The 25,185-nt window shown below is 72.8% G+C and carries 18 protein-coding genes; 11 read left to right on the forward strand and 7 right to left on the reverse strand.

Translation table 11 applies throughout. The features are described 5' to 3' along the window. Positions 1-75 precede the first annotated feature (75 nt). Positions 76-702, forward strand: a complete 627-nt coding sequence (locus ABZ899_RS12205) for a class F sortase (RefSeq protein WP_361344635.1) — start codon at positions 76-78, stop codon at positions 700-702. Positions 703-717: 15 nt separating this feature from the next. Here the strand turns inward: ABZ899_RS12205 and ABZ899_RS12210 are convergent, their stop codons facing one another. Further along, positions 718-1,500, reverse strand: coding sequence for a TSUP family transporter (locus ABZ899_RS12210; RefSeq protein ID WP_361344570.1), 783 nt, complete (start codon positions 1,498-1,500; stop codon positions 718-720). Between the two features lie 209 nt (positions 1,501-1,709). Here ABZ899_RS12210 and ABZ899_RS12215 point away from each other — a divergent pair, with 209 nt between their 5' ends. Genes ABZ899_RS12215 through nirD form a run of 3 tightly spaced genes read left to right on the forward strand, consistent with a single transcriptional unit; the run spans position 1,710 to position 5,880 of the window. Further along, the gene (locus tag ABZ899_RS12215) at positions 1,710-2,921 is read left to right on the forward strand and encodes an FAD-dependent oxidoreductase (RefSeq protein WP_361344572.1); all 1,212 of its coding nucleotides are present in this window, start codon (positions 1,710-1,712) and stop codon (positions 2,919-2,921) included. Then, the gene (gene nirB / locus ABZ899_RS12220; protein ID WP_361344574.1) at positions 2,921-5,533 is read left to right on the forward strand and encodes a nitrite reductase large subunit NirB; all 2,613 of its coding nucleotides are present in this window, start codon (positions 2,921-2,923) and stop codon (positions 5,531-5,533) included. Before ABZ899_RS12215 ends, nirB begins: the two co-directional genes overlap by 1 nt. Next, positions 5,530-5,880: a nitrite reductase small subunit NirD gene (nirD, locus tag ABZ899_RS12225; RefSeq protein WP_361344576.1), complete on the forward strand. Its 351-nt coding sequence runs from the start codon at positions 5,530-5,532 to the stop codon at positions 5,878-5,880. The genes nirB and nirD overlap by 4 nt, the downstream gene beginning before the upstream one ends. Positions 5,881-5,890: 10 nt before the next feature. Here the strand turns inward: nirD and ABZ899_RS12230 are convergent, their stop codons facing one another. After that, positions 5,891-6,817 carry an oxidoreductase gene (locus ABZ899_RS12230; protein WP_361344578.1) on the reverse strand — a complete coding sequence of 309 codons (927 nt, stop codon included), beginning with the start codon at positions 6,815-6,817 and terminating at the stop codon, positions 5,891-5,893. Positions 6,818-6,880: 63 nt separating this feature from the next. Beyond that, complete coding sequence (locus ABZ899_RS12235; protein WP_361344580.1) at positions 6,881-7,348, reverse strand: excalibur calcium-binding domain-containing protein; 468 nt, start codon at positions 7,346-7,348, stop codon at positions 6,881-6,883. A 411-nt stretch (positions 7,349-7,759) separates the two neighbouring features. On the opposite strand from ABZ899_RS12235, the gene ABZ899_RS12240 reads away from it, so the two are divergent. Both ABZ899_RS12240 and ABZ899_RS12245 read left to right on the forward strand, forming a co-directional pair. Further along, positions 7,760-8,917: an alkaline phosphatase PhoX gene (locus ABZ899_RS12240; protein WP_361344582.1), complete on the forward strand. Its 1,158-nt coding sequence runs from the start codon at positions 7,760-7,762 to the stop codon at positions 8,915-8,917. Between the two features lie 547 nt (positions 8,918-9,464). Then, positions 9,465-9,860, forward strand: coding sequence for a DUF2267 domain-containing protein (locus ABZ899_RS12245; RefSeq protein ID WP_361344584.1), 396 nt, complete (start codon positions 9,465-9,467; stop codon positions 9,858-9,860). A 120-nt stretch (positions 9,861-9,980) separates the two neighbouring features. Here ABZ899_RS12245 and ABZ899_RS12250 read toward each other — a convergent pair whose 3' ends face one another. Further along, positions 9,981-11,381, reverse strand: coding sequence for a M1 family metallopeptidase (locus ABZ899_RS12250; protein ID WP_361344586.1), 1,401 nt, complete (start codon positions 11,379-11,381; stop codon positions 9,981-9,983). Here ABZ899_RS12250 and ABZ899_RS12255 point away from each other — a divergent pair. Then, complete coding sequence (locus ABZ899_RS12255) at positions 11,380-11,925, forward strand: GIY-YIG nuclease family protein (protein ID WP_361344588.1); 546 nt, start codon at positions 11,380-11,382, stop codon at positions 11,923-11,925. The genes ABZ899_RS12250 and ABZ899_RS12255 overlap by 2 nt on opposite strands. Positions 11,926-12,140: 215 nt before the next feature. Here the strand turns inward: ABZ899_RS12255 and ppdK are convergent, their stop codons facing one another. Continuing rightward, on the reverse strand, positions 12,141-14,861 hold the full coding sequence (ppdK, locus tag ABZ899_RS12260; RefSeq protein ID WP_361344590.1) for a pyruvate, phosphate dikinase: 2,721 nt from the start codon (positions 14,859-14,861) through the stop codon (positions 12,141-12,143). A 429-nt stretch (positions 14,862-15,290) separates the two neighbouring features. Then, the gene (locus ABZ899_RS12265) at positions 15,291-16,487 is read right to left on the reverse strand and encodes an ROK family protein (protein ID WP_361344592.1); all 1,197 of its coding nucleotides are present in this window, start codon (positions 16,485-16,487) and stop codon (positions 15,291-15,293) included. A 121-nt stretch (positions 16,488-16,608) separates the two neighbouring features. On the opposite strand from ABZ899_RS12265, the gene ABZ899_RS12270 reads away from it, so the two are divergent. From ABZ899_RS12270 to ABZ899_RS12280, 3 genes are all read left to right on the forward strand, one after another. Further along, entirely contained in the window at positions 16,609-18,054 is a 1,446-nt protein-coding gene (locus tag ABZ899_RS12270; RefSeq protein WP_361344594.1) for a hypothetical protein, read from the forward strand. Then, positions 18,051-19,991, forward strand: coding sequence for a glycogen debranching N-terminal domain-containing protein (locus ABZ899_RS12275; RefSeq protein ID WP_361344596.1), 1,941 nt, complete (start codon positions 18,051-18,053; stop codon positions 19,989-19,991). The genes ABZ899_RS12270 and ABZ899_RS12275 overlap by 4 nt, the downstream gene beginning before the upstream one ends. Before the next feature lie 280 nt (positions 19,992-20,271). Continuing rightward, on the forward strand, positions 20,272-21,981 hold the full coding sequence (locus ABZ899_RS12280) for a sulfatase-like hydrolase/transferase (RefSeq protein ID WP_361344637.1): 1,710 nt from the start codon (positions 20,272-20,274) through the stop codon (positions 21,979-21,981). Here ABZ899_RS12280 and dusB read toward each other — a convergent pair whose 3' ends face one another. Beyond that, a complete protein-coding gene (gene dusB, locus ABZ899_RS12285) occupies positions 21,982-23,124 on the reverse strand; it encodes a tRNA dihydrouridine synthase DusB (protein WP_361344598.1) in 1,143 nt (380 codons plus the stop codon). Between the two features lie 79 nt (positions 23,125-23,203). Between dusB and ABZ899_RS12290 the strand changes: the two genes are divergently transcribed. Continuing rightward, the gene (locus tag ABZ899_RS12290; RefSeq protein WP_361344600.1) at positions 23,204-24,649 is read left to right on the forward strand and encodes an MFS transporter; all 1,446 of its coding nucleotides are present in this window, start codon (positions 23,204-23,206) and stop codon (positions 24,647-24,649) included. Positions 24,650-25,185 lie beyond the last annotated feature (536 nt).

Here is a 25,185-nt window from a genome sequence, read left to right on the forward strand (position 1 = left end):
GCCCCTCGCGGCCCGGAGGGGGATGAGGGCGGACGAGGCACGGCCCAGGAGGCACAGGTGAGCAGTGACCGCAGGATGGGCGACGCCGCGATAGCCGCGTTCAGTGTGCTGGCCCTCGGCTGTGCCGTGCTGCTGCTGGCCGACGGCTCCGCGCACCCGCCGCCGCAGCCGTCGGCGGCGCAGGCCGCGCGCACGGACGGACCGGGCACCCTGGCGCGGGCCGCCGGGACCGCCGCGCGGGCCCTGCCCCCCTCCCCGCCCGACCGCATCCGTATCCCCGCGATCCGCGTCGACGCGCCGCTGACCGGCCTGGCGCTCACGTCCTCGGGCAGCCTCGACGTCCCGCCCGCCGAACGCCCGGATCTCGCCGGCTGGTACGAGTCGGGGACCACGCCCGGTGAGAAGGGCACCGCGATCGTCGCCGGCCATGTCGACAACGCCGACGGGCCCGCCGTGTTCTACCGGCTCGGCGCCCTGCGCCGGGGCGGCACCATCGAGGTGGACCGGCGGGACGGCGGGACGGCCGTGTTCACCGTGGACGCCGTGGAGGTGTACGACGCCAGGAACTTCCCGGACGAGAAGGTGTACGGCCCGGCGGCCCGACCCGAGCTGCGGGTGATCACCTGTGGTGGCGGCTACTCGCGGGCGACCGGCTACCGGGGCAACGTGGTCGTCTTCGCCCATCTCACCGGCAGCCGCTGAGAGCGGTCCGGCGGGTCAGGCGAGCCACTGCTCGTACGCCAGCTTCGCCACCAGCGCGAACACCACCGTCAGCAGCACGATCCGGACGAAGCCGCTGCCCTTCTTCAGGGCGGTGCGGGCCCCGAGCGTGCCGCCCGCCAGGTTGAACAGGGCCATCACGGCCGCGAGTTGCCACCAGACCGTGCCCTGCCAGGCGAAGGTGGCCAGCGCCCCGGCGTTGGTGCAGCAGTTGACGATCTTGGCGGTGGCGGAGGCCGTGACCAGGTCCAGGTGCAGCACGGCGGTGAGCGCGAGCACCAGGAACGTGCCGGTGCCGGGGCCGATGAGACCGTCGTAGAAGCCGATGCCGAGGCCCGCGAGGCCGATCGCGGCGAGGACGCGGCGGCGCGAGGCCGGGCCCGGCGCCGGGGCCGTGCCGAAGGCGGGGCGCAGGATGACGAAGGCGCCCACCGCGAGCAGCACCACCATGATCACGGGCTTGAGGACCTCGGTGCTCATGCCGGCCGCGAAGAAGGCCCCGCCGCTGGAGCCGGCGAGGGCCGCGAGGCCGATGCGCACGGCGAGCCGTACGTCGACGGGGGCCTTGCGGACGTAGGTCACGGCGGCGCCTGTCGTGCCGACGATCGCCACCGCCTTGTTGGTGCCGAGCGCGTACGCGGCCGGGGTGCCCGCGGGCAGGCCGAGCAGCAGGGCGGGCAGCAGCAGGAGGCCCCCGCCGCCGACCACGGCGTCGATCCATCCTGCCGCGAGGGCCGCGAGGCACAGGACGGCGACCATGGTCAGCGATATGTCGGGCATGATCGAGACCCTAGACAGCCGATGTCTGCACAGTCCACGCACATGAGGGTCTTCTGAGCTTCCGCTCCCCTCACCCGGCCCCCTCACCACGCCCCCGGCCTGGCCCGTCGACGCCTCACATCCGTGCCCCGCCGCCGCTGAGGGCAGCGTTCCGCACGGGAAACAGCGGGGATGCTGCCGGGAAACACCGGGCCCGCAGGCTCGTCGGCATGACCTCGGATACGCGTGTGGTGGTGATCGGCGCCGGCCTCGCGGGCGTACGGCTCGCCCGGCGGCTCGGCGAGCTCGGCACGGACGTGACGCTCGTCGGCGACGAGGAGCACCGCCCGTACAACCGGGTCCTGCTCGCCGAGGTGCTGGCCGGCCGCTACAGCCCGGACGTGATCGCGCTGCCGGAGCCCCCCGGACTGGTCCGCGGCCGGGTCACCGGCGTCGACCGCGCGGCGCGCACCGTGCACCTCGCGGACGGGCAGGCGATCGGATACGGCACCCTCGTCCTGGCCACCGGCTCCAACCCGGTGCTCCCGCCGCTGCGCGGCCTGTTCACCCCCGACGACGTGCTGCCGGAGGGCGTCCACGCCTTCCGCACCCTGGACGACTGCCTCGGCCTGTCCGAGGCGGTCCGGCCCGGCGTGCGGGCCGTCGTGATCGGCGGCGGGCTCCTCGGGGTCTCCGCCGCCCGCGCGCTGGCGCTGCGCGGCGCCCAGGTCGTGCTCGCCCAGCAGTCCGAGCGGCTGATGGAACGCCAGCTCGACCCGGCCGCCTCCGCGCTGGTCCGGCGGCACCTGACCGGCCTCGGCGTCGAGGTCCACACCGCGCTGCGCGTCCGGGACGTGCGCTGTGTCGGCGGGGCGGTCCGCTCGGTGGAGATGGCCGACGGCTACGCGCTCGACGCCGACCTCGTCGTGCTGGCCTGCGGTGCGCACCCCCGGGTGGGACTCGCCACGGCGGCGGGCCTGGACGTCGCCCAAGGCGTCGTCGTCGACGACGAGCTGCGCACCTCGGACCCGCGCATCCGGGCCGTCGGCGACTGCGCGCAGCACGCCGGGACCGTGTACGGGCTCGCCGCGCCCGCGCTGGAGCAGGCCGACGTGCTCGCCGCCTCGCTGACCGGCGGGGGCACCGCCCGCTACACCGGCACCCGCGCGCTGACCCGACTGACGCTGGCCGGCGAGGGCTTCCTCGACCTCGCCGCGTTCGGCGAGACGCAGGCCCGGCCCGGTGACGACGTCGTCCAGCTCGCCGACGCGACCCGGGGCACCTATCGCAAGGTCGTCGTCCGCGACGACCGCCTGGTCGGCGGGGTCCTCGTCGGCGAACTCGGCACCGTCGGCGCGCTCGCCCGCGCCTGGGAGGGCGCGGAGCCGCTCCCCGGTGACGCCCCCCTGCTGCACCTGCTCACCAACGATGGAGGCTCCTGATGACGGCCACCCCCGGGGCGACCCCCACGATCGTGCTCGTCGGCCACGGCATGGTCGGCCAGCGCTTCCTCGAAGCGCTCGCCGAGCGCGGCCTGACCGCCACGCACCGCGTGGTCGTGCTGTGCGAGGAACCGCGTCCGGCGTACGACCGCGTGGCGCTCACCTCGTACTTCTCGGGCCGCACCGCCGAGGACCTGTCGCTGACGGACGCGGAGTTCATCGAGACGCACGGCATCGAGCTGTACGTCGGTGACCCGGCGGTCCACGTCGACCGGGAGGCCCGCAAGGTCACCGCCCGCTCCGGTGAGGTCTTCGCCTACGACACGCTCGTCCTCGCCACCGGCTCGTACCCGTTCGTGCCCCCGGTGCCGAACAGGGACGCCGACGGCTGCTTCGTCTACCGCACGATCGAGGACCTGCTCGCGATCGAGGAGTACGCGAAGTCCCGGGCCACGACCGGTGCCGTGGTCGGCGGCGGTCTGCTGGGCCTGGAGGCCGCGGGCGCGCTCAAGGGCCTCGGGGTGGAGGCGCACATCGTGGAGTTCGCGCCGCGCCTGATGCCGGTGCAGGTCGACGAGGGCGGCGGCGCCGCGCTGCTGCGCACCGTCGAGGACATGGGTCTGAGCGTGCACACGGGGGTCGGCACCCAGGAGATCCTGGTCGACGGGTCGGGTGCCGTCACCGGCATGAGGCTGTCCGACGGCTCCGAACTCTCCACCGACATGGTGGTGTTCAGCGCCGGTGTCCGCCCCCGCGACCAGCTGGCCCGCGACTGCGGCCTCACGGTCGGCGAGCGCGGCGGCATCGCGGTCGACGAGCGGTGCCGCACGGTGTCCGACCCGCGGGTGTTCGCGATCGGCGAGTGCGCCCTGGCCGTGGACGGCCGGGTGTACGGCCTGGTCGCCCCCGGCTACGAGCAGGCCGGGACGGCCGCCGCGACGATCGCCGGGGACGAGGCGTCCTTCACCGGCGCCGACCTGTCGACCAAGCTGAAGCTGCTCGGCGTGGACGTGGCCTCCTTCGGGGACGCGCACGGCACCACCGAGGACTGCCTGGACGTCGTGTACTCCGACTCCCGCGCGGGCCTGTACAAGAAGCTGGTCGTCGGCCGGGACGGCACCCTGCTCGGCGGCATCCTGGTCGGGGACGCGGAGGCGTACGGCACGCTGCGGGCGTTCACCGGGTCCGTCCCGCCGGTCTCCCCCGAGTCGCTGGTGCTGCCGGCCGGAGCCGGGGCGCCCGCGCAGCTCGGTCCCGCCGCGCTGCCCGACGACGCGGTCGTCTGCTCCTGCCACAACGTCACCAAGGGCACGATCCGCGGCGCGGTCACCGAGCACAGCTGCACCACCGTGCCCGAGGTGAAGAAGTGCACCAAGGCCGGTACCGGCTGCGGCAGTTGTGTGAAGGTCCTCGGCCAGCTGGTCACCGCCGAACTGGAGGCGTCCGGCGTCGCGGTCGACAAGGGCCTGTGCGGCTGCTTCGGACAGACCCGCGAGGAGCTGTACGAGATCGTCCTCGCCCTGCGCGTCACCACCTACCAGGACCTGCTCGACCGCTACGGCCGGGACGGCGCCCGCGGCGGCGACGGCTGCGAGATCTGCAAGCCGGCGGTCGCGTCGATCATCGCGTCCCTCGCCCCGACGATCGGCGCGAGCGGCTACGTCCTGGACGGCGAGCAGGCGGCCCTGCAGGACAGCAACGACCACTTCCTCGCCAATCTCCAGAACAACGGCTCCTATTCGGTCGTCCCCCGCATCCCCGGCGGCGAGGTCACCCCCGAGGGCCTGATCGTGATCGGCGAGATCGCCCGGGACTTCGGCCTCTACACGAAGATCACCGGTGGTCAGCGGATCGACATGTTCGGCGCACGCGTCGAGCAGCTGCCGCTGATCTGGGCCCGGCTGGTCGACGCCGGCTTCGAGTCCGGCCACGCCTACGGCAAGTCGCTGCGCACGGTGAAGTCCTGCGTCGGCCAGACCTGGTGCCGCTACGGCGTCCAGGACTCGGTCCGCATGGCCATCGACCTGGAGCTGCGCTACCGGGGGCTGCGCTCCCCCCACAAGCTGAAGTCGGCGGTCTCGGGCTGCCAGCGCGAGTGCGCGGAGGCCCGGTCGAAGGACTTCGGCGTGATCGCCACCGCCAACGGCTGGAACCTGTACGTCGGCGGCAACGGCGGCGCCACCCCGCGCCACGCGGACCTGCTGGCGCAGGACCTGTCGGACGCCGAGCTGATCCGGCTGATCGACCGGTTCCTGATGTTCTACATCCGCACCGCGGACCGCCTGGAGCGCACCAGCGTATGGCTGGAGCGCGTCCCGGGCGGCCTGGACCACGTCCGGGAGGTCGTCGTGGAGGACTCCCTCGGCATCTGCGAGGAGCTGGAGTCCCTGATGGCGGCGCATGTCTCGCACTACCGCGACGAGTGGGCCGAGACCATCGAGGACCCCGAGAGGCTCGCCCGGTTCGTCTCCTTCGTGAACGCGCCCGACACCCCCGACCCGGTCGTCGGCTTCGTCCCGGAGCGCGGCCAGATCAAGCCCGACCTGCCCCTGCTGTCCATCGGCATGCGTCCCCGCGCCGAAGACGTCCTGGAAGGAAGCGCCCAGCGATGACCCTGGCTCCCGAGATCACCGAGGTGAAGGTCCACGTCCGGGTGGGCGGCCACTGGCTGCCGGTCTGCGACCTGGCCCGGCTGCAGCCGGGCCGGGGCGTGGCGGCCCTGCTGTCGGACGGCGGCCAGGTGGCCCTGTTCCGGGACCGCGGCGGCCGCCTGTACGCCATCGACAACCGTGACCCGTTCGGCGGCGCGGCGGTCCTCTCCCGCGGCCTGACCGGCACCCACCGGGGCCGCCCCTTCGTCGCGTCCCCCCTGCTGAAGCAGCGGTTCGACCTGGAGACGGGCCGGTGCCTGGACGACGAGGCGGTGCGGGTGGCGACGTACGAGGTCCGGGCGGCCTGACGGAGCGTCGTCAGGATCGCAGGGCCTCGTGGTCGACCCCGGTCAGACGTGCCGAGTGCTCCCACAGCAGGGCGCTCGCGCGGTCGTCCGTCGTCCAGGGTGCCCGCCACGCGGGGGCGGGGGCGCCGCGCCAGTTGAGGAGTGCCGGGCCCGTGAAGGAGTCGGGGCGCACGCCGGGGGCGGTGGCCGCGTACAGAACCGGCAACGCGCCCGCCGGAGCGGGCTGGGCGAACAGGCGGTTGCCGAGGTGCGCGAGCCGTTCACCGGTCCGGTTGCCCGCCATGCGCGGCCCGGCCGCCTGCAGCCCGGTGTCCGCGTACCCGGGGTGGGCCGCGGCGGCCACCACCTGCGCGCCGCGCGCCGCCAGCCTGCGCGCCAGCTCATGGACGAAGAGCAGGTTGGCCGACTTGGACCGGGCGTAGGCGGCCCACCGCCGGTACCGGCGCTCGCTGTTGAGGTCGCGGATGTCGACGTTGCCCATCAGGTGCGCCGGGCTGGAGACGGTCACGACGCGGGCGCCGGGCGCCGCCAGCAGGGCGGGCAGCAACAGGCCGGTGAGCGCGAAGTGCCCCAGGTGGTTGACGCCGAACTGCGTCTCGAACCCGTCGGCCGTCGTCCCGTACGGCAGGGCCATCACCCCGGCGTTGTTCACCAGCAGGTCGAGGCGGTCGTACGGGAACGCGCCGGCGAACGCGCGCACCGAGGCGAGGTCGGCCAGGTCCAGGCGCCGCACCTCGACCCGCGCTCCGGGGACCTCCCCCGCCAGCCGGTCGCGCGCCGCCGCGCCCCGCGCCTCGCTGCGGCAGGCGAGCACCACGTGCGCCCCGTGGGCCGCCAGCTCGCGTGCCGTGGCGAGGCCGATGCCGCCGTTGCCCCCGGTGACGACGGCGGTCCGGCCGTCGAGGGCGGGGATGTCACGGGTGCTCCAGCCGGGCATGCGGGGCTCCTTCCGCGCGGCGCCGCTCCCAGCGTACGAGCGGCCGGGCCGGCCCGCCGCGCGTCAGCGGTTCCCGCGCCGCCGCTGCACCGCCAGCATCACCGTGCCCCCGGCGAGGACGGCGACCAGGCCGCCCGCCGCGATGTACGGGGTGCTGTCGGAGCCGCCGGTCTCGGCGAGGTCGGTGCCGTCCCGTCCGCCGTCGTCCGCGGCGGCACCGACCCCGGTCTCCTGGTCGTCGGACGTCTTGTCCTCGGACTTCGTGCCGTCCGGCCTCGTGTCGCCGGACTCCCCCTTGTCGTCGGCCGGGACGAAGCCGGCGGGCGGGCTGTCGCAGCCCAGGCCGTCGCCGTCCCGGTCCAGGTGGGCCCCGTAGTGCCGGTCGCCCCGGGGGATGTCGGAGTACCCGCTCGCGTACGCCTCGGCGCAGTTCGCGAACGGGTGGCTCCCGTCATGGGCGACGGCGGTGGCGGGCAGCGCGGCCAGTGCCAGCGCGGCGACGAGGGCGCCGGGGGTGCGGAGCGGGTTCACGGCGGGTCCTTCCCTGGTGACTCGGACGGCTCGGTCGGCTCGGTCGGCGGTGACCCGCGTGACATGAGTGACCCGGGCGGTGCGCGTGGTTCGAACGCATCCGAGAGGTGGTTCAAGAGGTGACGAACCTAGCCAGGAGCCGCGGAGGGGGCGGGGGGAAATGAAACACCCGTGACCCTAACGTGACGTGACCGGACGGTAGCTCTCCGCGTGGGCGAGGCCCTCCGCGGACGACGCCGCGAGGTCCGGCAGAACCACTCGGCGTCGGAGCCGAAGCCCCCGGCACGCCGCCCGGCAGCCACGCGACGGCCACCACCCGTCCATCCCCGCCCCCTACGGTCGGTGCCGCTCCCTCGCACGGCCCCCGTCGTCGACCGGCGGCGGGGCGGTACGGCATCTCTTGGAGTGAGAGTGGAACGTCGTAGCCTTCTGCGTGCGGCCGTACTCGGCGGTTCGACCGCCGCCTTCGGCGGATCCCTGTGGCGCGGCGCCGCCCACGCGGCCCCGGCCCAGCCCGGCCCCGGACCCTACGGCCCGCTGAGCGCGCCCGACACCAACGGCATCAGACTCCCTGCCGGCTTCACCAGCCGGGTCGTCGCCCGCTCCGGCCAGACGGTCCCGGGAACGTCGTACACCTGGCACAACGCCCCCGACGGCGGAGCGTGTTACGTCGACGGCAGCGGCTGGATCTACGTCTCCAACTCGGAGATCAACCCCTCCGGCGGCGCGAGCGCGGTGCGCTTCTCGGCGACGGGCTCGATCACGGCGGCGTACCGCATCCTCTCCTCCACCCGGCAGAACTGCGCGGGCGGGAAGACGCCGTGGAACACCTGGCTGTCCTGCGAGGAGGTGTCGTCGGGGTACGTGTACGAGACCGACCCCTGGGGGACGAAGGCGGCGGTGCGGCGAGACGCGATGGGCCGCTTCAAGCACGAGGCGGCCGCCGCCGACCCGGTGCGCAAGGTGATCTACCTGACCGAGGACGAGACGAACGGCCGCTTCTACCGTTTCGTCCCGACGGCATGGGGCGACCTGTCCTCCGGCACTCTCCAGGTGATGGTCGCGGGCACCGGCACGTCCGGCTCCTTCACCTGGGCGAACGTCCCGGACCCGGACGGCTCCCCCACCGCGACCCGCTCCCAGGTCTCCGGCTCCAAGTCCTTCGACGGCGGCGAGGGCTGCCACTACGCGGACGACACGGTCTGGTTCACCACCAAGGGCGACAACCGCGTCTGGCAGCTCAACCTCCTCAGCAACACGTACGAGCTGGCCTACGACGACTCCCTGGTCAGCGGCACGGCCCCGCTCACGGGCGTCGACAACATCACCGGCTCCGCCTCCGGAGACCTGTTCGTCGCCGAGGACGGCGGCACCATGGAGATCTGCGTGATCACCCCTGACGACGTGGTCGCCCCGTTCCTGCGCGTCGACGGCCAGTCCGCGTCGGAAATCACCGGCCCCGCCTTCTCCCCGGACGGCACCCGCCTGTACTTCTCCAGCCAGCGGGGCACCAGCGGCAGCTCCTCGGGCGGGATCACGTACGAGGTGAGGGGCCCGTTCCGCGCGTAGACCCGCTCGCGGCGAGACCCCGTCCGCACGACGAGGGGCGGCGCCCCCGTACAGGGTGTACGGCTGACTTCCCCACCCGGGAGGTCAGCCGCACCTCACGCCCTCAGGACACGGCTGCCTCGGTCCGTCAGTCCAGCCGGACGAGCATCGCGTCGTCTGGTACGTGCTGAAGTGGCGCGCTTCGGCCGACGCAGTCCGCGTGTCACGGCCGCTGAGCTTGACCGGGCGATCCGAGCCCCGGACCGGGCTGCGGACTTCGCCCCCCAGGCACTCACCGGCTGACCGGTCACGTCCCAGCTGCTGGGCCCGTGCACGGGGTTCCCTCGGCCGTACCGCGACCCCCGTGGATCTCGCCGGACATGCGGCGGCAACCGGCAGGTATGCCCCGGGGCGTATGTGCTGACCTGCGGAAACTCATGACCCGTCCGCGACGCGGCGGGATCGGTGCACGCCCTGCCCCAGTGGCCGAGGCGACAGGTATGGGTTTGACTGGATCTGTTGGTGACCACGCCGGCGGACGGCCTGACGACGACTGGGGCAGGGTCGCATGGAGTACGACACATTCCTGGCGAAGGCAGCCGAGCGGGCGGGCGTCTCCCTCGACGTTGCGGAGGCCCTCACACGCGCCACCTTTGAGGTACTCGCCGACCGGATCAGCGGGGGAGAGGCCCAGGACCTCGCGGAGCCGCTGCCGGAGCCGCTGAAGAGTTGGCTGCGCACGGACGAGGAGATCGCGAAGGGCTACGGGGTGTCCTCGTTCGTCCGGCGTGTGGCGGACCGCGCGGAAGTGCCCCGCGAGCTCGCGGAGGCCGGGATCCGCGCGGTCCTGGCCACCCTGAGGGAAGCGGTCGGCGACCAGGAGTTCCGCGACGCGACCGCCCAACTCCCCAGGGAGTACGACGTCCTGCTGTCCACACCGGCGGGCTCGGCCGACGCCGGGTAGCGACCGTTTCGTCAGCCGCGCCGTTGCCGCGACCGGTTGTCAGCGCCTGTCGATTGTTTCGCTACACGCTCATCACGGACGCCGCTGAAAGGGCGGTCTCGGTGACTGCACCAAGCGGCTTCACCTGATGCGGTGCTTCTTCCAGAAGGGGCCCAGGTCGTTGTCCGTTACGGACTGTGCGGCCTTCTTGAAGTCGGCGGTGGTGGAGACGCCGTACCAGTGGTCGTGCGCGTACCGCTTGAGGGGTCGTGCCATCGCGTCGGCGCCGACGGTGCGTTCCAGGCTCGCCAGGGCGCAGGATCCGGCCGAGTAGACGAGGTGGTACTCGCCACGGTGCTTGGCCCAGTAGGCCATCGAGTTGGTGAGCGCGGTGCCCTCGTTCGGCCACTCCACGTCCGACCAGCACGTGCGGGTGTCCCAGCCGTAAAAGCGTGCGTTGGCGTATTGGGCGAAGCTCTCGTCCAGCCAGGGCGCGCCGTATTGGTCGTTGCCCACGATGCCGTACCACCACTGGTGGGCCACCTCGTGGACGACGGCGCTGCCCTCTTCACTGGTGCCGAGGATGACCAGGCCGGGGTACTCCATACCGCCGCCGAACTCCTTGGTCATCACGAAGTCGATCTCGCCGTACGGATAACGGCCGAACTCCTTGCCGAACCGGTCGACGGCGGCGAGGCCGTCCTTCCGGTTGAGCCGCACTCCCGCCGCGGGCGTGTTCGGCGCCCAGTACGACTTCACGCGCACGCCACCGGGCGAGGTGTCCCTCGCAGTGCGGAACGGGCCCGCCGCCCATGCGAAGTCCCGTACCCGGAGCGCGACGCTGTGCGTGACCGTGCGCCCGGGCTCGCCACGGCGGGTCCAAGTACGGCCGGTTGCGGGGATCTTGAGGGCCGACGGGTGGTCGATACGCACGCGGAAGTCGCTCGCCAGGGTGTAGAAGCTCTCGCCCGTCGACACATACGGATCGAGGTGCCATCCCTTCGCGTCGTGCACGGCGAGCACCGGCAGCGCGTTGCCCAGGAAGCGGAACGCGCCCTCGCGGCCGAAGCGGGCGTTGTGCCGGGGCACAGTGATGGACACGTCGAAGGAGACGGCCGTCCGCTGGCCGCGTGCGAGCGGCTTCAGCAGGGCGATGCGCAGCGCGGTGCAGTCCACGGTGAGGTGACCCGCAGTGCCACCGAGCACCTCGGACACGCTGACGGGGGACGGCTTGTCCGGCGTGCCGCACTTGTCGTCGCCGTTGCCCCACAGGCGTACGTACACCTCACGCAGGGGCTGGTCGGAGGCATTGCGGAACGACACGCGCTGCCGGCCCGTCCAGTGGGAGCCGTCGGCGTCGCCGCGCAGGGACACGTCGTAGCGAAGCCGATCGGGCGTCGCGGCCTTGGATGCCGGTGCCCGTGCCGTGACGGCACCGGCACCGGCACTGGTGGCGCCGGCCGCCACGAGCAAGGCGAGCGGGACAACGAGCAGACGGCGACCGGCCCTTGACCACCACGCCGGTGCGGGTAAGGACAACATGGCGTCGGATCATTCCACACCGATCCGACAATCGGCGGTTGTTGCCAGAAGGCGCGGACACGCGGGCACGGCCCGTGCCCAGGCGTGCCCATCAGACCGGAAAGCCACGGTCAACGGCAGTACGATCCCCCTCCCCCGGGGGGTCACGCCGGAGCGCATACGCGCAGCTCAGACGCTATCCACCCCCGCAAGCGCCGTCGCTTCCCAACGGGTGCGGTACCACTACCGAGGCAATGCGGCCGGCTCAACGCTTCGGCTCACCCTCGGGTGCCTGCTCGGGCTCGAGTTGCGCCGCGTGGGAAGTGGCAAGCGGATGACCTTCGGGAAGGCCGGCGAGGCCACCTTGACTCAATGGATGGCGGACAACGCCCGAGTGTGCTGGATCGAGCAGGATGAGCCGTGGGCCCTGGAGTCGAAGCTCATCTCTCGACTCGACCTACCGCTGAACCTAGACCAGAACCGTCACAACGCGTTCCACAGCCGTCTAAAGGAGCTGCGGGCCCAAGCGCGCCAGCGAGCACGGGACTTGCCCGTCGGCGCGTAGGTCGTGGGGTCAAGCCGACGGGCAGAGAGCGGGCCGCCCCTGGGCCCTCCAAGGCCGCTCTACAGTGGCCGGCAACGCGGCTCGACCGCCCCCGCAGCCGATACACAAAAGGGCGGCACCCCCGCACAGGGTGCCGCCCTTCTTGGTGCTCCGGAGCCGCCGCCCATCGGTACTGAGGGTCGGGGACGGACGGCGGCTCCGGGATCGGGGGTGGGTCAGCGGTGGTCGCTGCCCTCCGACTGGGTCGCCGCGCGACCGGCCTCCAGGCGGGCCACCGGGATGCGGAACGGGGAGCAGGAGACGTAGTCCAGACCCACCTCGTGGAAGAAGTGGACCGACTCCGGGTCGCCGCCGTGCTCGCCGCAGACGCCGAGCTTCAGGTCGGGGCGGGTGGCGCGGCCGGCCTTCGCGGCGGCGGCGACCAGGGAGCCGACGCCGTCCTTGTCGATCGTCTCGAACGGGCTGACGCCGAAGATGCCCTTCTCCAGGTACGCCGTGAAGAAGGAGGCCTCCACGTCGTCGCGGCTGAAGCCCCACACCGTCTGGGTGAGGTCGTTCGTGCCGAAGGAGAAGAACTCCGCCGCCTCGGCGATCTGACCGGCGGTCAGCGCGGCGCGCGGCAGCTCGATCATCGTGCCGATCGACAGCTTCAGCTTCGTGCCGGTCGCCGCCTCGACCTCGGCGATGACCGTGTCGGCCTCGTCGCGGACGATCTCCAGCTCCTGGACCGTGCCGACGAGCGGGATCATGATCTCGGCGCGCGGGTCGCCCTTGGCGTTCTTGCGCTCGGCGGCCGCCTCGGCGATCGCCCGGACCTGCATGGTGAACAGACCGGGGATGACCAGGCCGAGGCGTACGCCGCGCAGGCCCAGCATCGGGTTCTGCTCGTGCAGGCGGTGCACGGCCTGGAGCAGGCGCAGTTCGTTCTCGTGGGGCTCCTGCCGGGACTCCGCCAGGGCCACGCGGACCGACAGCTCGGTGATGTCCGGCAGGAACTCGTGGAGCGGCGGGTCCAGGAGACGGATCGTCACCGGGAGCCCGTCCATCGCCGAGAACAGCTCGACGAAGTCCTTCTTCTGCAGCGGCAGCAGCTCCGCGAGGGCGGCCTCGCGGTCCTCCTGCGTGTCGGCGAGGATCAGGCGCTCGACCAGCTCGCGGCGGTCGCCGAGGAACATGTGCTCGGTGCGGCACAGGCCGATGCCCTGCGCGCCGAAGCGGCGGGCGCGCAGCGCGTCCTCGGCGTTGTCGGCGTTGGCGCGCACCCGCAGGCTGCGCTTGCGGTCGGCGAACGCCATGATCCGGTGCACGGCCTGGACGAGCTCGTCGGCGTCGTCGGCGCCGGCGTGCATCCGGCCCTCGAAGTACTCCACGACCGGGGACGGGACGACCGGGACCTCACCGAGGTAGACCTTGCCCGAGGAGCCGTCGATGGAGATGACGTCGCCCTCCTCCACCACATGGCCGCCCGGCACCGTCATCCGCCGGCGCTTGGTGTCGACCTCCAGCTCCTCGGCGCCGCAGACACAGGTCTTGCCCATGCCGCGCGCGACGACGGCCGCGTGGGAGGTCTTGCCGCCGCGGGAGGTGAGGATGCCCTCGGCCGCGATCATGCCGTCGAGGTCGTCGGGGTTGGTCTCGCGGCGGACCAGGATGACCTTCTCGCCGGACCTGGACCACTTCACGGCCGTGTACGAGTCGAACACCGCCTTGCCGACCGCCGCGCCCGGCGACGCCGCGATGCCGCGGCCGACCTGCTCGACCTTCGCGGTCTCGTCGAAGCGGGGGAACATCAGCTGGGCGAGCTGGGCGCCGTTGACGCGCTGGAGCGCCTCGGCCTCGTCGATCAGGCCCTGGTCGACGAGCTGCGTGGCGATGCGGAACGCGGCGCCCGCGGTGCGCTTGCCGACGCGGGTCTGGAGCATCCACAGCTGACCGCGCTCGATCGTGAACTCGATGTCGCAGAGGTCCTTGTAGTGGTTCTCCAGCGTCTCCATGATCTGCATCAGCTGGTCGTACGACTTCTTGTCGATCGTCTCCAGCTCGGCGAGCGGCACGGTGTTGCGGATGCCCGCGACGACGTCCTCGCCCTGGGCGTTCTGGAGGTAGTCGCCGTAGACGCCCTGGTGGCCGGAGGCGGGGTCGCGGGTGAAGGCGACGCCGGTGCCGGAGTCGGGGCCGAGGTTGCCGAAGACCATCGAGCAGACGTTGACGGCGGTGCCGAGGTCGTGCGGGATGCGCTCCTGGCGGCGGTACAGCTTCGCGCGGTCGCCGTTCCACGAGTCGAAGACCGCCTTGATGGCGAGGTCCATCTGCTCGCGCGGGTCCTGCGGGAAGTCCCGGCCGGCCTCCTTCTTGACGATCTTCTTGAAGGCGGTGACCAGCTTCTTGAGGTCGGCGGCCTCCAGGTCGGTGTCGACCGTGACCTGCTTGGCCTCCTTCGCCTTCTCCAGCGCCTCCTCGAAGAGGTCGCCGTCGACGCCGAGGACGGTCTTGCCGAACATCTGGATGAGGCGGCGGTAGGAGTCCCACGCGAAGCGGTCGTCGCCGGCCTGCTTGGCGAGGCCCTGCACGGACTTGTCGGAGAGACCGATGTTGAGGACGGTGTCCATCATGCCGGGCATCGAGAACTTCGCGCCGGAGCGGACCGAGACGAGCAGCGGGTCGTCGGCCTGGCCGAGTTGCTTGCCCATCTTCTGCTCGAGGGCGTCGAGGTGCGCACTCACCTCGTCACGCAGTGCCGCCGGCTCCTCGCCGCTGTCGAGGTAGACCTTGCAGGCTTCGGTGGTGATGGTGAAGCCGGGGGGCACGGGAAGTCCCAGGTTGGTCATCTCGGCGAGGTTGGCGCCCTTGCCACCCAGGAGGTCCTTGAGGTCTTTGTTTCCCTCGGTGAAGTCGTAAACGAACTTCGTTACGTGAGGATCTTTGTTTTCCGACACGGCTCGACTCCCTCGAGGACGTGGTGGCTGCCCTGACGGCGAGGAACATACCCAGATCGAAGGCCTCTGGGTACGTCCACCGACGCGTCATGCGCCTGTAACCACCCGTCCGCCAGTGGATCGAAAGTCAAAGCTTGGCAAGCCAGGACGGGCGAATGTTTTCACTTCTTGAACGCACTACCGCCCGAAGGCGGACCGTCGCGCTCAGATGAGCTGACTTACCGCACGTCTGAGTTCGATCGATGAACGATCATGGGGTGGCACGCAGTGCCACCCCTTGGAGAAGTGCAGCCGCTCAAGATCCGCTCATCTGAGCGACACCCTTATCAAGGGTGGCGAGAATCACGCTGCCACACAGACGGGGATTTCACCATGCGGACGTGTCACGCGGCCGACACACGGACGTCGCACACCCACCGCCACCAGGGGTCACACACCCAGCGCCACCAGCCGTTCCTCCACCCGCTCCGGCGCGTACAGATGCTCCACGACCAGCGCCCCGGCCCCCACCAGACCGGCCCGCTCCCCCAGCCGCGAGGTCACCACGTGCAGATGAGCGGTGGAGCGCGGCAGCGCCCGCTGGTACAGCAGCTCCCGCACCCCCGTGAGGAACGCCGTCCCGGCCAGATCCCCGGCGATCATCAGCACCCCGGGGTTCAGCAGCGTGACCACGGTCGCCAGCACGTCCCCGACCTGCCGCCCGGCCTCCCGGGCCAGCGCGGACGCCGCCGGGTGCCCGGCCGCGAGCAGGTCCCGCACGTCCGAGCCGGAGGCGGCCGGCACCCCGTCCTCGGCCAGCCGCCGGGCCACGGCGCCCCCGCTCGCGACGGCGGCGAGACAGCCGTACGAACCGCACCGGCACCGCGCCTCGGCGCCGACCCGGATGTGCCCGATGTCGCCGGCCCCCCCGTCGACGCCCCGGAAGAGCGAACCGTCCACGACGACGCCGGCGCCGATGCCGGTCGAGACCTTGACCAGCACGAACGCCGAGCAGTCCGGGAAGCCGGAGCGCTGTTCGCCGTACGCCATGAGGTTGGCGTCGTTGTCGACCAGGACCGGGACCGGCGGGGCGCCCGTGGCCTCGGTGAAGGCCCGGGCCAGCCGTCCTCGTATGTCGTAGCCGTCCCAGCCCGGCATGATCGGCGGCTGGGCCACCCGTCCGGAGGCGGTGTCGACGGGCCCGGGGACCGCGAGCCCGATGCCGCAGACCTCCTCGGCGCGGTGCCCGGCCTTCTCCAGCAGTTCGCCGAACCACCGGCCGAGGTCGCCCAGCACCGCGTCCGGCCCGTCCTCGACGGCCACGGTGCCGCTGTGCTCGGCGAGGATCTCGCCGGTCAGCGACAGGACGGCGGCGCGCGCGTGCCGCGTCTCCAGGTCGGCGGCGAGCACCACGGCGTGGGAGTCGTCGAACTCCAGGGTGATGGAAGGGCGCCCGCCGAGCGGGGAGTCCACCGTTCCCCCGGCGCCCTCGCGCAGCCAGCCCGCCCGGAACAGCCGGTCGAGGCGCTGTCCGACGGTGGCCCGGGACAACCCGGTGGCCTGCTGGAGCGCACCGCGTGTGACGGCCCGTCCGCTCCGCACCAGCTGGAGCAGCTCCCCGGCGCTGACCTGACCCCGTGCGCTCATGCACACCCCCTTGTGTTTCTCAAGTTTGCATTACATATTGAGTTTTGCGTGTTAAATAGGCGTAACTCTACGGTGGCCCTGACCGAACACGGTCGGCCGGACGTCTTTCGGGGAGTCCCGAGTGGATCGCACCGCCCAACTCACGGCCCGTCGCACGACAGCTGACATCGCATACGATCCACCGCCCGACGCGGACGCGCCGCACGTCAGGGCGGCCCGTGTGCTGGCGGACAACTGGACCGGCGGCTCCACGGTGCCCGCCCGCAGCCTGTATCCCCACCAGTGGTCCTGGGACTCGGCGTTCATCGCGATCGGTCTGCGGCACGTCTCGCCGTTACGGGCGCAGACCGAGCTGGAGACGCTGCTCGGCGCCCAGTGGGGGGACGGGCGGATCCCGCACATCGTCTTCAACCCCTCCGTCCCGCTCGACGCGTACTTCCCGAGCCCCGACTTCTGGCGCTCCTCCACCGCGGGCCGCGCGACGGGCGCCCCGCGCACCGTACAGACCTCCGGCATCGTGCAACCACCGGTGCACGCCCTGGCGGCCTGGCTGGTGCACTGCGCCGACCCCGGACTGTCCCGGGCGCGCGGCTTCCTCACCCGGATGTACCCCCGGCTGGCCGCCTGGCACCGCTATCTGCTGCACCGCCGCGACCTGGGCGGCGGCGGTCTGGCGTCCGTCGTGCACCCGTGGGAGCAGGGCATGGACAACAGTCCGGCCTGGGACGCCCCGCTCTCCCGGGTCACCCCGGCCCCGGCCCGTACGTTCCGCCGCGCCGACCTCGACCACGGCTCGCCGGAGGACCGTCCGACGGACCTGGACTACGGGCGGTACGTGCGGCTGGCCGCCGACTACCGGGACGGGGGATACGCCGACGGCGCCGGGGAGTTCGCCGTCGAGGACCCGGCGTTCAACGCCCTGCTGATCGCCTCCGAGCAGGCGCTCGCCCGGATCGCGCGGGAGCTCGGGGCGACCGGCACGGCCCGGTGGGCGCGCGCCGAGCGGCTCACGGCGGCGCTGATCGCGCGCACCTGGGACCCGGCGCGGGGGATGTTCCTCTGCCGCGACGTGCGCGGCGGCGGCCTGATCCCCGAGCGCTGTGTGTCCGGGCTGATCCCCCTGCTGCTGCCCACGCTGCCCCGCGACATCGCCGCCCGGCTGGTGCGCACGGCCCACGGCCCGCACTTCGGCCTCGGGACCTCCACCCGCCTCGCCCCGTCCTACGACCTTCTCGGCGAGGCCTTCGACCCGCACCGCTACTGGCGCGGCCCGGCCTGGTTCAACACCGGCTGGCTGCTGGAGCGGGGCCTGCGCGTCCACGGCGAGCACGAGCGGGCCGGCGCCCTGCGCACGGCCCTGCTGGACCTCGCCGCCGCCTCGGACTTCGCGGAGTACGTCGATCCGTACACCGGCGCGGCCTGCGGGGCCACCGGCTTCGGCTGGACGGCCGCGCTCACCCTCGACCTGCTGCACGACCGGGCCGGCGGTGCCGACGCGTCCGCCGCCGTCGGGGGGTTCGAGGAAGTCAAGGAAACCAAGGGAGTCAAGGGAGGGGACCGGCGATGACGGACCGGCATCATCTGCTCGTGTACGGGGGGACGTTCGCGGTCGTCGGCGACGGCGGGGACATCAGCGGGGTACGGGGCATCGGCTCCCCGGACGGGCTGTTCGTCCGCGACGCCCGGCACCTCAGCCGCTGGCAGCTCACCGTGGACGGGGCGGTGCCCGAGGCACTGACCCCGGTCGCCGAGGGGGACACCGCGCGCTGTGTCCTGGTCCCGCGCGGCGGGCGGTCCGAGCCGCCCGCCTACACCCTCTTCCGGGAACAGGCCGTCGGGGACGGCTCGCTCGTGGAGTGCCTGCGCGTGACCAGCAACCGTCCCGTCCCGACGACGATCCGCCTGGCGGTCACCGCCGACGCGGACTTCGCCGACCAGTTCGAACTGCGCTCCGACCACCGCACGTACGTGAAGTCCGGCGCCACCCGGTCCCGTCACGTGCTGGACCACGGCGTGGAGTTCGGCTACCGGCGCGGCACCTGGCGGTCGACGACGACCGTGACGGCCGACCCGGAGCCGGACGCCGTCGAGGAGACCGGGACCGGGGCCCGCCGTCTGGTGTGGTCCCTGGACCTGGAGCCGCACGGCACGACCGAGCTGACCCTGCGGGTGATGGCCCGTCCGCACGGTGACGCGCGGGCTTTACGGGTGCCCCGCTCTCCCGGCGCGCTCGCCGATCAGCTGCTGGCGCAGGAGGGCGAGTTCGTGGAGGGGGTGGCCTTCCCCACCGGCTGGCCCGAGCTGGCCGCCGCCTGTGCCCGGGGGCTGGCGGACCTGGCCGCGCTCCAGGTCCCGGCGACCGGCGTCGACGGGGAGGACCTGCGGGTGCCGGCGGCCGGTGCCCCCTGGTTCCTGACCTTGCTGGGCCGGGACGCCCTGCTCACCTCGCTGTTCGCGCTGCCGTACCACCCGCGGCCGGCCGCCGCCGTGCTGTCCGCCCTGGCCGCGACCCAGGCGACGGCGACCGACGCCGAGTCCGTCGCCCAGCCCGGCAAGATCGTGCACGAGGTGCGGCACGGCGAGCTGGCCCACTTCGGGCAGGTGCCGTACGCCCGCTACTACGGATCGGTCGACGCCACGCCCCTCTTCCTGGTCGTCCTCGGCGCGTACGTGGAGCAGACCGGGGACACCGCGCCGGCCCGGCGGCTGGAGCAGCACGCCCGCGCGGCGATCGGCTGGATGCTGGACCACGGCGGGCTGACCTCGCGCGGCTACCTGGTGTACCGCGCCGACCGCGGCGGCCTCGCCAACCAGAACTGGAAGGACTCCCCCGGCGCCATCTGTTCCGCCGACGGCACCCGTCCCGGCGGCCCGGTGATGGCCGCGGGCGCCCAGGGCTACGCGTACGACGCCCTGCGCCGCACGGCGGGTCTGGCGCGCACGGTCTGGGCCGACGAGACGTACGCGGCGCTGCTGGAGCAGGCGGCCGGTGATCTGCGCGACCGCTTCCAGCAGGACTTCTGGATGCGGGAGCACGACTTCCCCGCGCTGGCCCTGGACGGCGACGGCAACCGGCTCGACGCGCTGGCTTCGGACGCCGGGCATCTGCTGTGGTCGGGGCTGCTGGACAAGGAGTACGGCGAGGCGGTGGGCCGTCGGCTGCTGGAGCCGGACTTCTTCTCGGGCTGGGGCGTGCGCACGCTGGCCTCGGGCCAGGCGGCCTACCATCCCCTCTCCTACCACCGGGGCTCGGTCTGGCCGCACGACAACGCGCTGATCGCCCTGGGCCTGGCCCGCTACGGGCTCCACGACGAGGCCCGCGCGGTCGCGCACGGCCTCGTCGACGCGGCGATGGCGACCGGGCACCGGCTGCCGGAGGTGATCGCGGGCTACGGCCGCGAGACGCATCCGGCGGGCCCGGTGCCGTACCCGCACGCGTGCGTCCGGGAATCCCGGTCGGCGGCGGCCCCGCTGGCCCTGCTCACCGCGGTCGGCGGCGCCTGAGGGGGGAGTTGGCCGAGTGTTTGCGCGCTGTTTGCCGGGTCCCGGCCCGGCCGCGTGAACGCACCCGGTCACCGGCCCGTACGGAACGACGGCGGACCCGGGCCCCCACGCCGGGTACGTCACCCCACCGGGTTTCGTACGGAAGGACCTCCGGGTGCCTGTCTTCACACGCCTCAGCCGGCGCCGCCCCGACGACGACTCCACCGGCGCGGCGCCGGCTCCGGCTCCGGCTCCGGCCGGCGACGAGAGCGGGGACGAGAGCGGGGACGGCTCCGGGGCCGTGGGGGCGGCCGAGGAGAGCCCGTCCGCCTCCGGGTCCCGTCTCGCCCGCCTCCGTGCCTGGCGCACCCGGTATCCCGCGGCCGCCCGGGTCCTGAGCCTGTCGGTCACGGCGCTCGCCGCGCTCCTCGTGATCGGCGCGCTGCTCCTGCCGAACACGTTCTCCGGGCTGCGGCCGGACCGGTTCACCCGGATACCGGCGGAGGCGATCCTCGGCGCGGCCGTGATGGTCGTGCTGCCCCGGCGGCCCCGGCTGGTGGCGGCGGTGCTGTACGGGGTGGGGCTCGCCGTGGTGACCCTGCTGAACCTGCTCGACATGGGGTTCAACGAATACCTGGGCCGCGGCTTCAACGCCGCGCTGGACTGGGACCTGCTGCCCGACGCCAAGTCGTACGTCGCCGACACGCTGGGCGGTGCCATGGCGACCGGTGCCGCGGTCGGCCTCGCCGTACTGGCCCTGCTGCTGATCGCCGTGATGGCCGCGGCGACGGTCCGGCTGGCGCACCTGCTGGCCCGGCACCGGGTCAAGGCCGGGCGGGGCGCGCTCGCCGCCGGGGCGGTCTGGGTCGTCTGCGCCGCGCTCGGGCTGCAGATCGCGGGTCTGCCGGTGGCCTCCGACCGCGCGGCCGGCGTCCTCAAGGCGCACGCGGTGCGGACGGTGGAGTCGCTGCGGGACGAGGCCGCGTTCGCCGAGACCGCGAAGGCGGACACCTTCGGGAACACGCCGCCCGGCCAACTGCTGCCCGATCTGCGGGGCAAGGACGTGATCTTCACGTTCATCGAGAGCTACGGCCGCAGCGCGCTGGAGGACCCGGTGACGGCGCCCGGTGTGGGCCGCACCCTCGACACGAGCACGGAGGCGCTGGCGGCGGCCGGCTATCACGCGCGCAGCGGGTGGCTGACGTCGGCGACGTACGGCGGGAGCAGCTGGCTCGGGCACTCCACGACCATGTCGGGCCTGTGGATCGACAATCAGCGGCGCTACCGCACCGTCACCGCGGGCGACCACCTCACGCTGACCCGCGCCTTCCAGAAGAGCGGCGCCTGGGACACCGTCGGGGTGATGCCGGGCGTGCAGAAGGGCTGGCCGGAGTCGGAGTGGTACGGCCTGGACCGGGTGTACGACGCCTTCGATCTCGGGTACCGGGGGCCGAAGTTCAGCTGGTCGACGATGCCCGACCAGTACGCCCTGGAGGCGTTCCAGCGCCAGGTGCACGGCCGCCCGCACGACCGGCCGCTGATGTCGTTCGTCATCCTGACCTCCAGCCACCAGCCCTGGGCGCCGATCCCGAAGACGGTCGACTGGGACGACGTCGGCGACGGCTCGGTGTTCGGGCCGATCGAGAAGGCGGGGCGCAGGCCGTCGGACATCATCACCGACTCCGCCGAGTCCCGGAAGGAGTACGGCCGGTCGATCCAGTACTCGGTCACCAGCCTCACGCAGTGGCTGGAGCGCTACGGCACCGAGGACACCGTGCTCGTCTTCCTCGGCGACCATCAGCCGATCGCCCGCGTCAGCGGCGAGCGGGCCAGCCGTGATGTGCCGATCTCGGTGGTGGCGAAGGACCCGAAGGTGCTGGACAAGATCGCCGGCTGGCGCTGGACGGAGGGCCTGAAGCCCGCCAAGGACGCCCCGGTGTGGCGTATGGACGCCTTCCGGGACCGGTTCCTGACGGCGTTCGGCTCGACCCCGCACCCGTCGAAGGGCTGATCAGCCCCCGGAGGTGTCGAGCTCGGCGTCCTCGCCGACGCCCGCGCAGTCGTACGGGTCCTTCAGCCAGCCGTCCGGCAGGACGACCCGGTTGTTGCCGGAGGTACGGCCGCGAGGGCCGTCGGCGCCGGTGGGCCAGGGCTGGTCGAGGTCCAGCTCGTCCAGTCCCGCGCGCAGTTCCGCGAGCGAGGACGTGATGGCGAGCCGCTTGCGCATCTCGGAGCCGACGGCGAAGCCCTTGAGGTACCAGGCGACGTGCTTGCGGAAGTCGATGACACCGCGGGTCTCGTCGCCGATCCACTCGCCGAGCAGGGTGGCGTGCCGGACCATGACGTCGGCGACCTCGCGCAGCGACGGGCGGGCGATGTCGTCGGGGCGCCCCTCGAAGGCGGCGACCAGGTCGGCGAAGAGCCACGGCCGGCCCAGGCAGCCGCGCCCGACGACGACGCCGTCGCAGCCGGTCTCGCGCACCATGCGCCGGGCGTCCTCGGCCGACCAGATATCGCCGTTGCCGAGGACGGGGATCTCCGGGACGTGCTCCTTCAGGCGGGCGATGGCGTCCCAGTCGGCGGTGCCGCCGTAGTGCTGGGCGGCGGTGCGGCCGTGCAGGGCGATGGCGGTGACGCCCTCCTCGACGGCGATCCGGCCGGCGTCGAGGTAGGTGATGTGGTCGTCGTCGATGCCCTTGCGCATCTTCATCGTGACCGGCAGGTCGCCGGCCCCGCTGACGGCCTCGCGCAGGATCGCGCGCAGCAGGTTCCGCTTGTACGGCAGCGCGGAGCCGCCGCCCTTGCGGGTCACCTTGGGGACCGGGCAGCCGAAGTTCAGGTCGATGTGGTCGGCGAGGTCCTCCTCCGCGATCATGCGGACGGCCTTGCCGACGGTGGCCGGGTCGACGCCGTACAGCTGGATGGAGCGGGGCCGCTCACCGGCGTCGAAGTGGATGAGCTGCATGGTCTTCTCGTTGCGCTCGACCAGGGCCCGGGTGGTGATCATCTCGCTGACGAACAGCCCTTTGCCGCCGGAGAACTCCCTGCACAGGGTGCGGAAGGGGGCGTTGGTGATCCCGGCCATGGGGGCCAGGACGACGGGCGGCCGGACGGTGTGCGGGCCGATCTGCACGGGCGGGACGGTCGTGGGCATCCACCCATTGTCGCGTATCCCGAAGGATGCCACGGTCATTAGTTAGACGCACTATTGAAGTCGGCGTACGCTGGGCCGCATGCCCGAGCCGTCCCCTCGCCGACGTCTGCTGGTCCTCGCGATCTGCTGCATGAGTCTGCTGATCGTGAGCCTCGACAACACCGTGCTCAACGTGGCACTGCCCGCGCTCCAGCGCGACCTGCACGCGAGCACGTCGGGTCTGCAGTGGACGATCGACGCCTACACCCTCGTCCTCGCCTCCCTGCTGATGCTGGCGGGCTCGACGGCGGACCGCATCGGCCGCAAGCGCGTCTTCATGGCGGGCCTGGTCGTGTTCACGATCGGCTCGGCCCTCTGTTCCCTCGCCCCCGGCCTGAACGCGCTGATCGCCTTCCGCATGGTCCAGGCCGTGGGCGGGTCGATGCTCAACCCGGTGGCCATGTCGATCATCACCAACACCTTCACGGACCCGCGCGAACGGGCGCGGGCGATCGGGGTCTGGGGCGCCGTGGTCGGCGTCTCCATGGCGGCCGGACCGCTGATCGGCGGCCTGCTCGTGGAGACGGTCGGCTGGCGGTCGATCTTCTGGGTCAACCTGCCGGTGGGGCTGGCGGCCCTTCTGCTGACGCTGCGCTTCGTCCCCGAGTCCCGGGCCGCGAAGCCGCGCCGTGCCGACCCGGTCGGGCAGGTGCTGGTCATCGTGCTCTTCGGCGCGCTGACCTACGCGATCATCGAGGCGCCGACCGCGCCGACCGCCGAGGTCCTGGCCTTCGGGGGCCTGGCCCTGGCGGCCCTGATCTCCCTCCTCCGCTACGAGCCCCGCCGCACCGAGCCATTGATCGACCTGCGGTTCTTCCGCTCGGCGCCGTTCAGCGGGGCGACGGTGATAGCGGTCAGCGCCTTCGCGGCGCTCGGCGGGTTCCTGTTCCTGTCGACGCTGTACCTGCAGAACGTGCGCGGTCTCGACGCACTGCACGCGGGCCTGTGGATGCTCCCGATGGCCGCGCTGTGCTTCGTGTGCGCACCGCTGGCGGGACGTGTGGTCGGCAACCGGGGGCCCCGTCTGCCGCTGCTGGTGGCCGGCGTGTCGATGACGGTGTGCGGGGTGCTGTTCGCCGCGTTCGAGGCGGAGACCACGAACGCCACGCTCGTCCTCGGCTACGTCCTGTTCGGTCTCGGCTTCGGCTTCGTGAACGCCCCGATCACCAACACGGCGGTCTCCGGCATGCCGCGCGCCCAGGCGGGCGTCGCCGCCGCCGTCGCCTCCACCAGCCGCCAGCTCGGCCAGGCCCTCGGCGTCGCCGTGGTGGGCGCGGTCCTCGCCTCCGGCGTCGGCACGGCCTCCTACCGCACGGCCTTCGTCACCGCGGCCCGCCCCGCCTGGTGGATCGTCGCGGCCTGCGGCCTCCTCGTCCTCCTGGTGGGCCTCGTCACCACAGGCCCCTGGGCCCGCACGACAGCGGCCCGCACGGCCCAGTCCCTGGAGGCCCCGGAGACACGGGAGGCTTCCCGGGCGGGGGCGTAGCGGTACGGGGCACCGCCCGGATCGAAGCGTCAATGACCGGCTGCGCAGGGGCTGTTCCTGCTCCGCGCTTCGCACGACCCAGGGCCCCGGTCAGACGGTCCGGGGCCCTCGGCCTTCGGGGGACACGATCAACGGCGGTGCGTCCCCTCCCGCGCGCCCGGAACGGGTCGACGCCGCCGCGACCGTCATGGCGGCCCTGCTCGGAGACTCCCTCGGTCCCGGCGGGTTCTGGCGGCTCGACCAGGTCGTCCGGTCCTGACGGCCCGGCCTCAAGTGGTACGCCGCCGACGGCGCGGTACCGGCGGGGTCGGCGGCCGTCCGTCTTCTCGGCTGTCCGGCGCCGCCCTGCCGGTCCCGCCCGGCGCACTGCCCCAAGGTGCCGTCCCGGCGTCCGCCACCCCGAGTTCGTGGCCTCGTCGCCGGCACGCTTCCCTGGCGGGCCGGCGCGCCGGCCCCGAGTCGATCCGCCGTGACTGACCCGGAGGGGTATCGCCCGTCCCGGGCGTTACTGCACACTCCTTGCTGCGCGGCCCCAC

Origin of the sequence: Streptomyces sp. NPDC046859 (genome assembly GCF_040645135.1) — a bacterium.
Taxonomy (GTDB): Bacteria; Actinomycetota; Actinomycetes; order Streptomycetales; family Streptomycetaceae; genus Streptomyces.

What these genes read in the sequence shown, in the direction of transcription:
- ABZ899_RS12250 (WP_361344586.1), bottom strand. Translation starts at nt 11,381, where the DNA reads ATGTTGTCCTTACCCGCACCGGCGTGGTGGTCAAGGGCCGGTCGCCGT.
- ABZ899_RS12205 (WP_361344635.1), top strand. Translation starts at nt 76, where the DNA reads ATGGGCGACGCCGCGATAGCCGCGTTCAGTGTGCTGGCCCTCGGCTGT.
- ABZ899_RS12230 (WP_361344578.1), bottom strand. Translation starts at nt 6,817, where the DNA reads ATGCCCGGCTGGAGCACCCGTGACATCCCCGCCCTCGACGGCCGGACC.
- ABZ899_RS12275 (WP_361344596.1), top strand. Translation starts at nt 18,051, where the DNA reads ATGACGGACCGGCATCATCTGCTCGTGTACGGGGGGACGTTCGCGGTC.
- ABZ899_RS12215 (WP_361344572.1), top strand. Translation starts at nt 1,710, where the DNA reads ATGACCTCGGATACGCGTGTGGTGGTGATCGGCGCCGGCCTCGCGGGC.
- ABZ899_RS12255 (WP_361344588.1), top strand. Translation starts at nt 11,380, where the DNA reads ATGGCGTCGGATCATTCCACACCGATCCGACAATCGGCGGTTGTTGCC.
- dusB (WP_361344598.1), bottom strand. Translation starts at nt 23,124, where the DNA reads ATGCCCACGACCGTCCCGCCCGTGCAGATCGGCCCGCACACCGTCCGG.
- ABZ899_RS12210 (WP_361344570.1), bottom strand. Translation starts at nt 1,500, where the DNA reads ATGCCCGACATATCGCTGACCATGGTCGCCGTCCTGTGCCTCGCGGCC.
- ABZ899_RS12265 (WP_361344592.1), bottom strand. Translation starts at nt 16,487, where the DNA reads ATGAGCGCACGGGGTCAGGTCAGCGCCGGGGAGCTGCTCCAGCTGGTG.
- ABZ899_RS12245 (WP_361344584.1), top strand. Translation starts at nt 9,465, where the DNA reads ATGGAGTACGACACATTCCTGGCGAAGGCAGCCGAGCGGGCGGGCGTC.
- nirD (WP_361344576.1), top strand. Translation starts at nt 5,530, where the DNA reads ATGACCCTGGCTCCCGAGATCACCGAGGTGAAGGTCCACGTCCGGGTG.
- nirB (WP_361344574.1), top strand. Translation starts at nt 2,921, where the DNA reads ATGACGGCCACCCCCGGGGCGACCCCCACGATCGTGCTCGTCGGCCAC.
- ABZ899_RS12290 (WP_361344600.1), top strand. Translation starts at nt 23,204, where the DNA reads ATGCCCGAGCCGTCCCCTCGCCGACGTCTGCTGGTCCTCGCGATCTGC.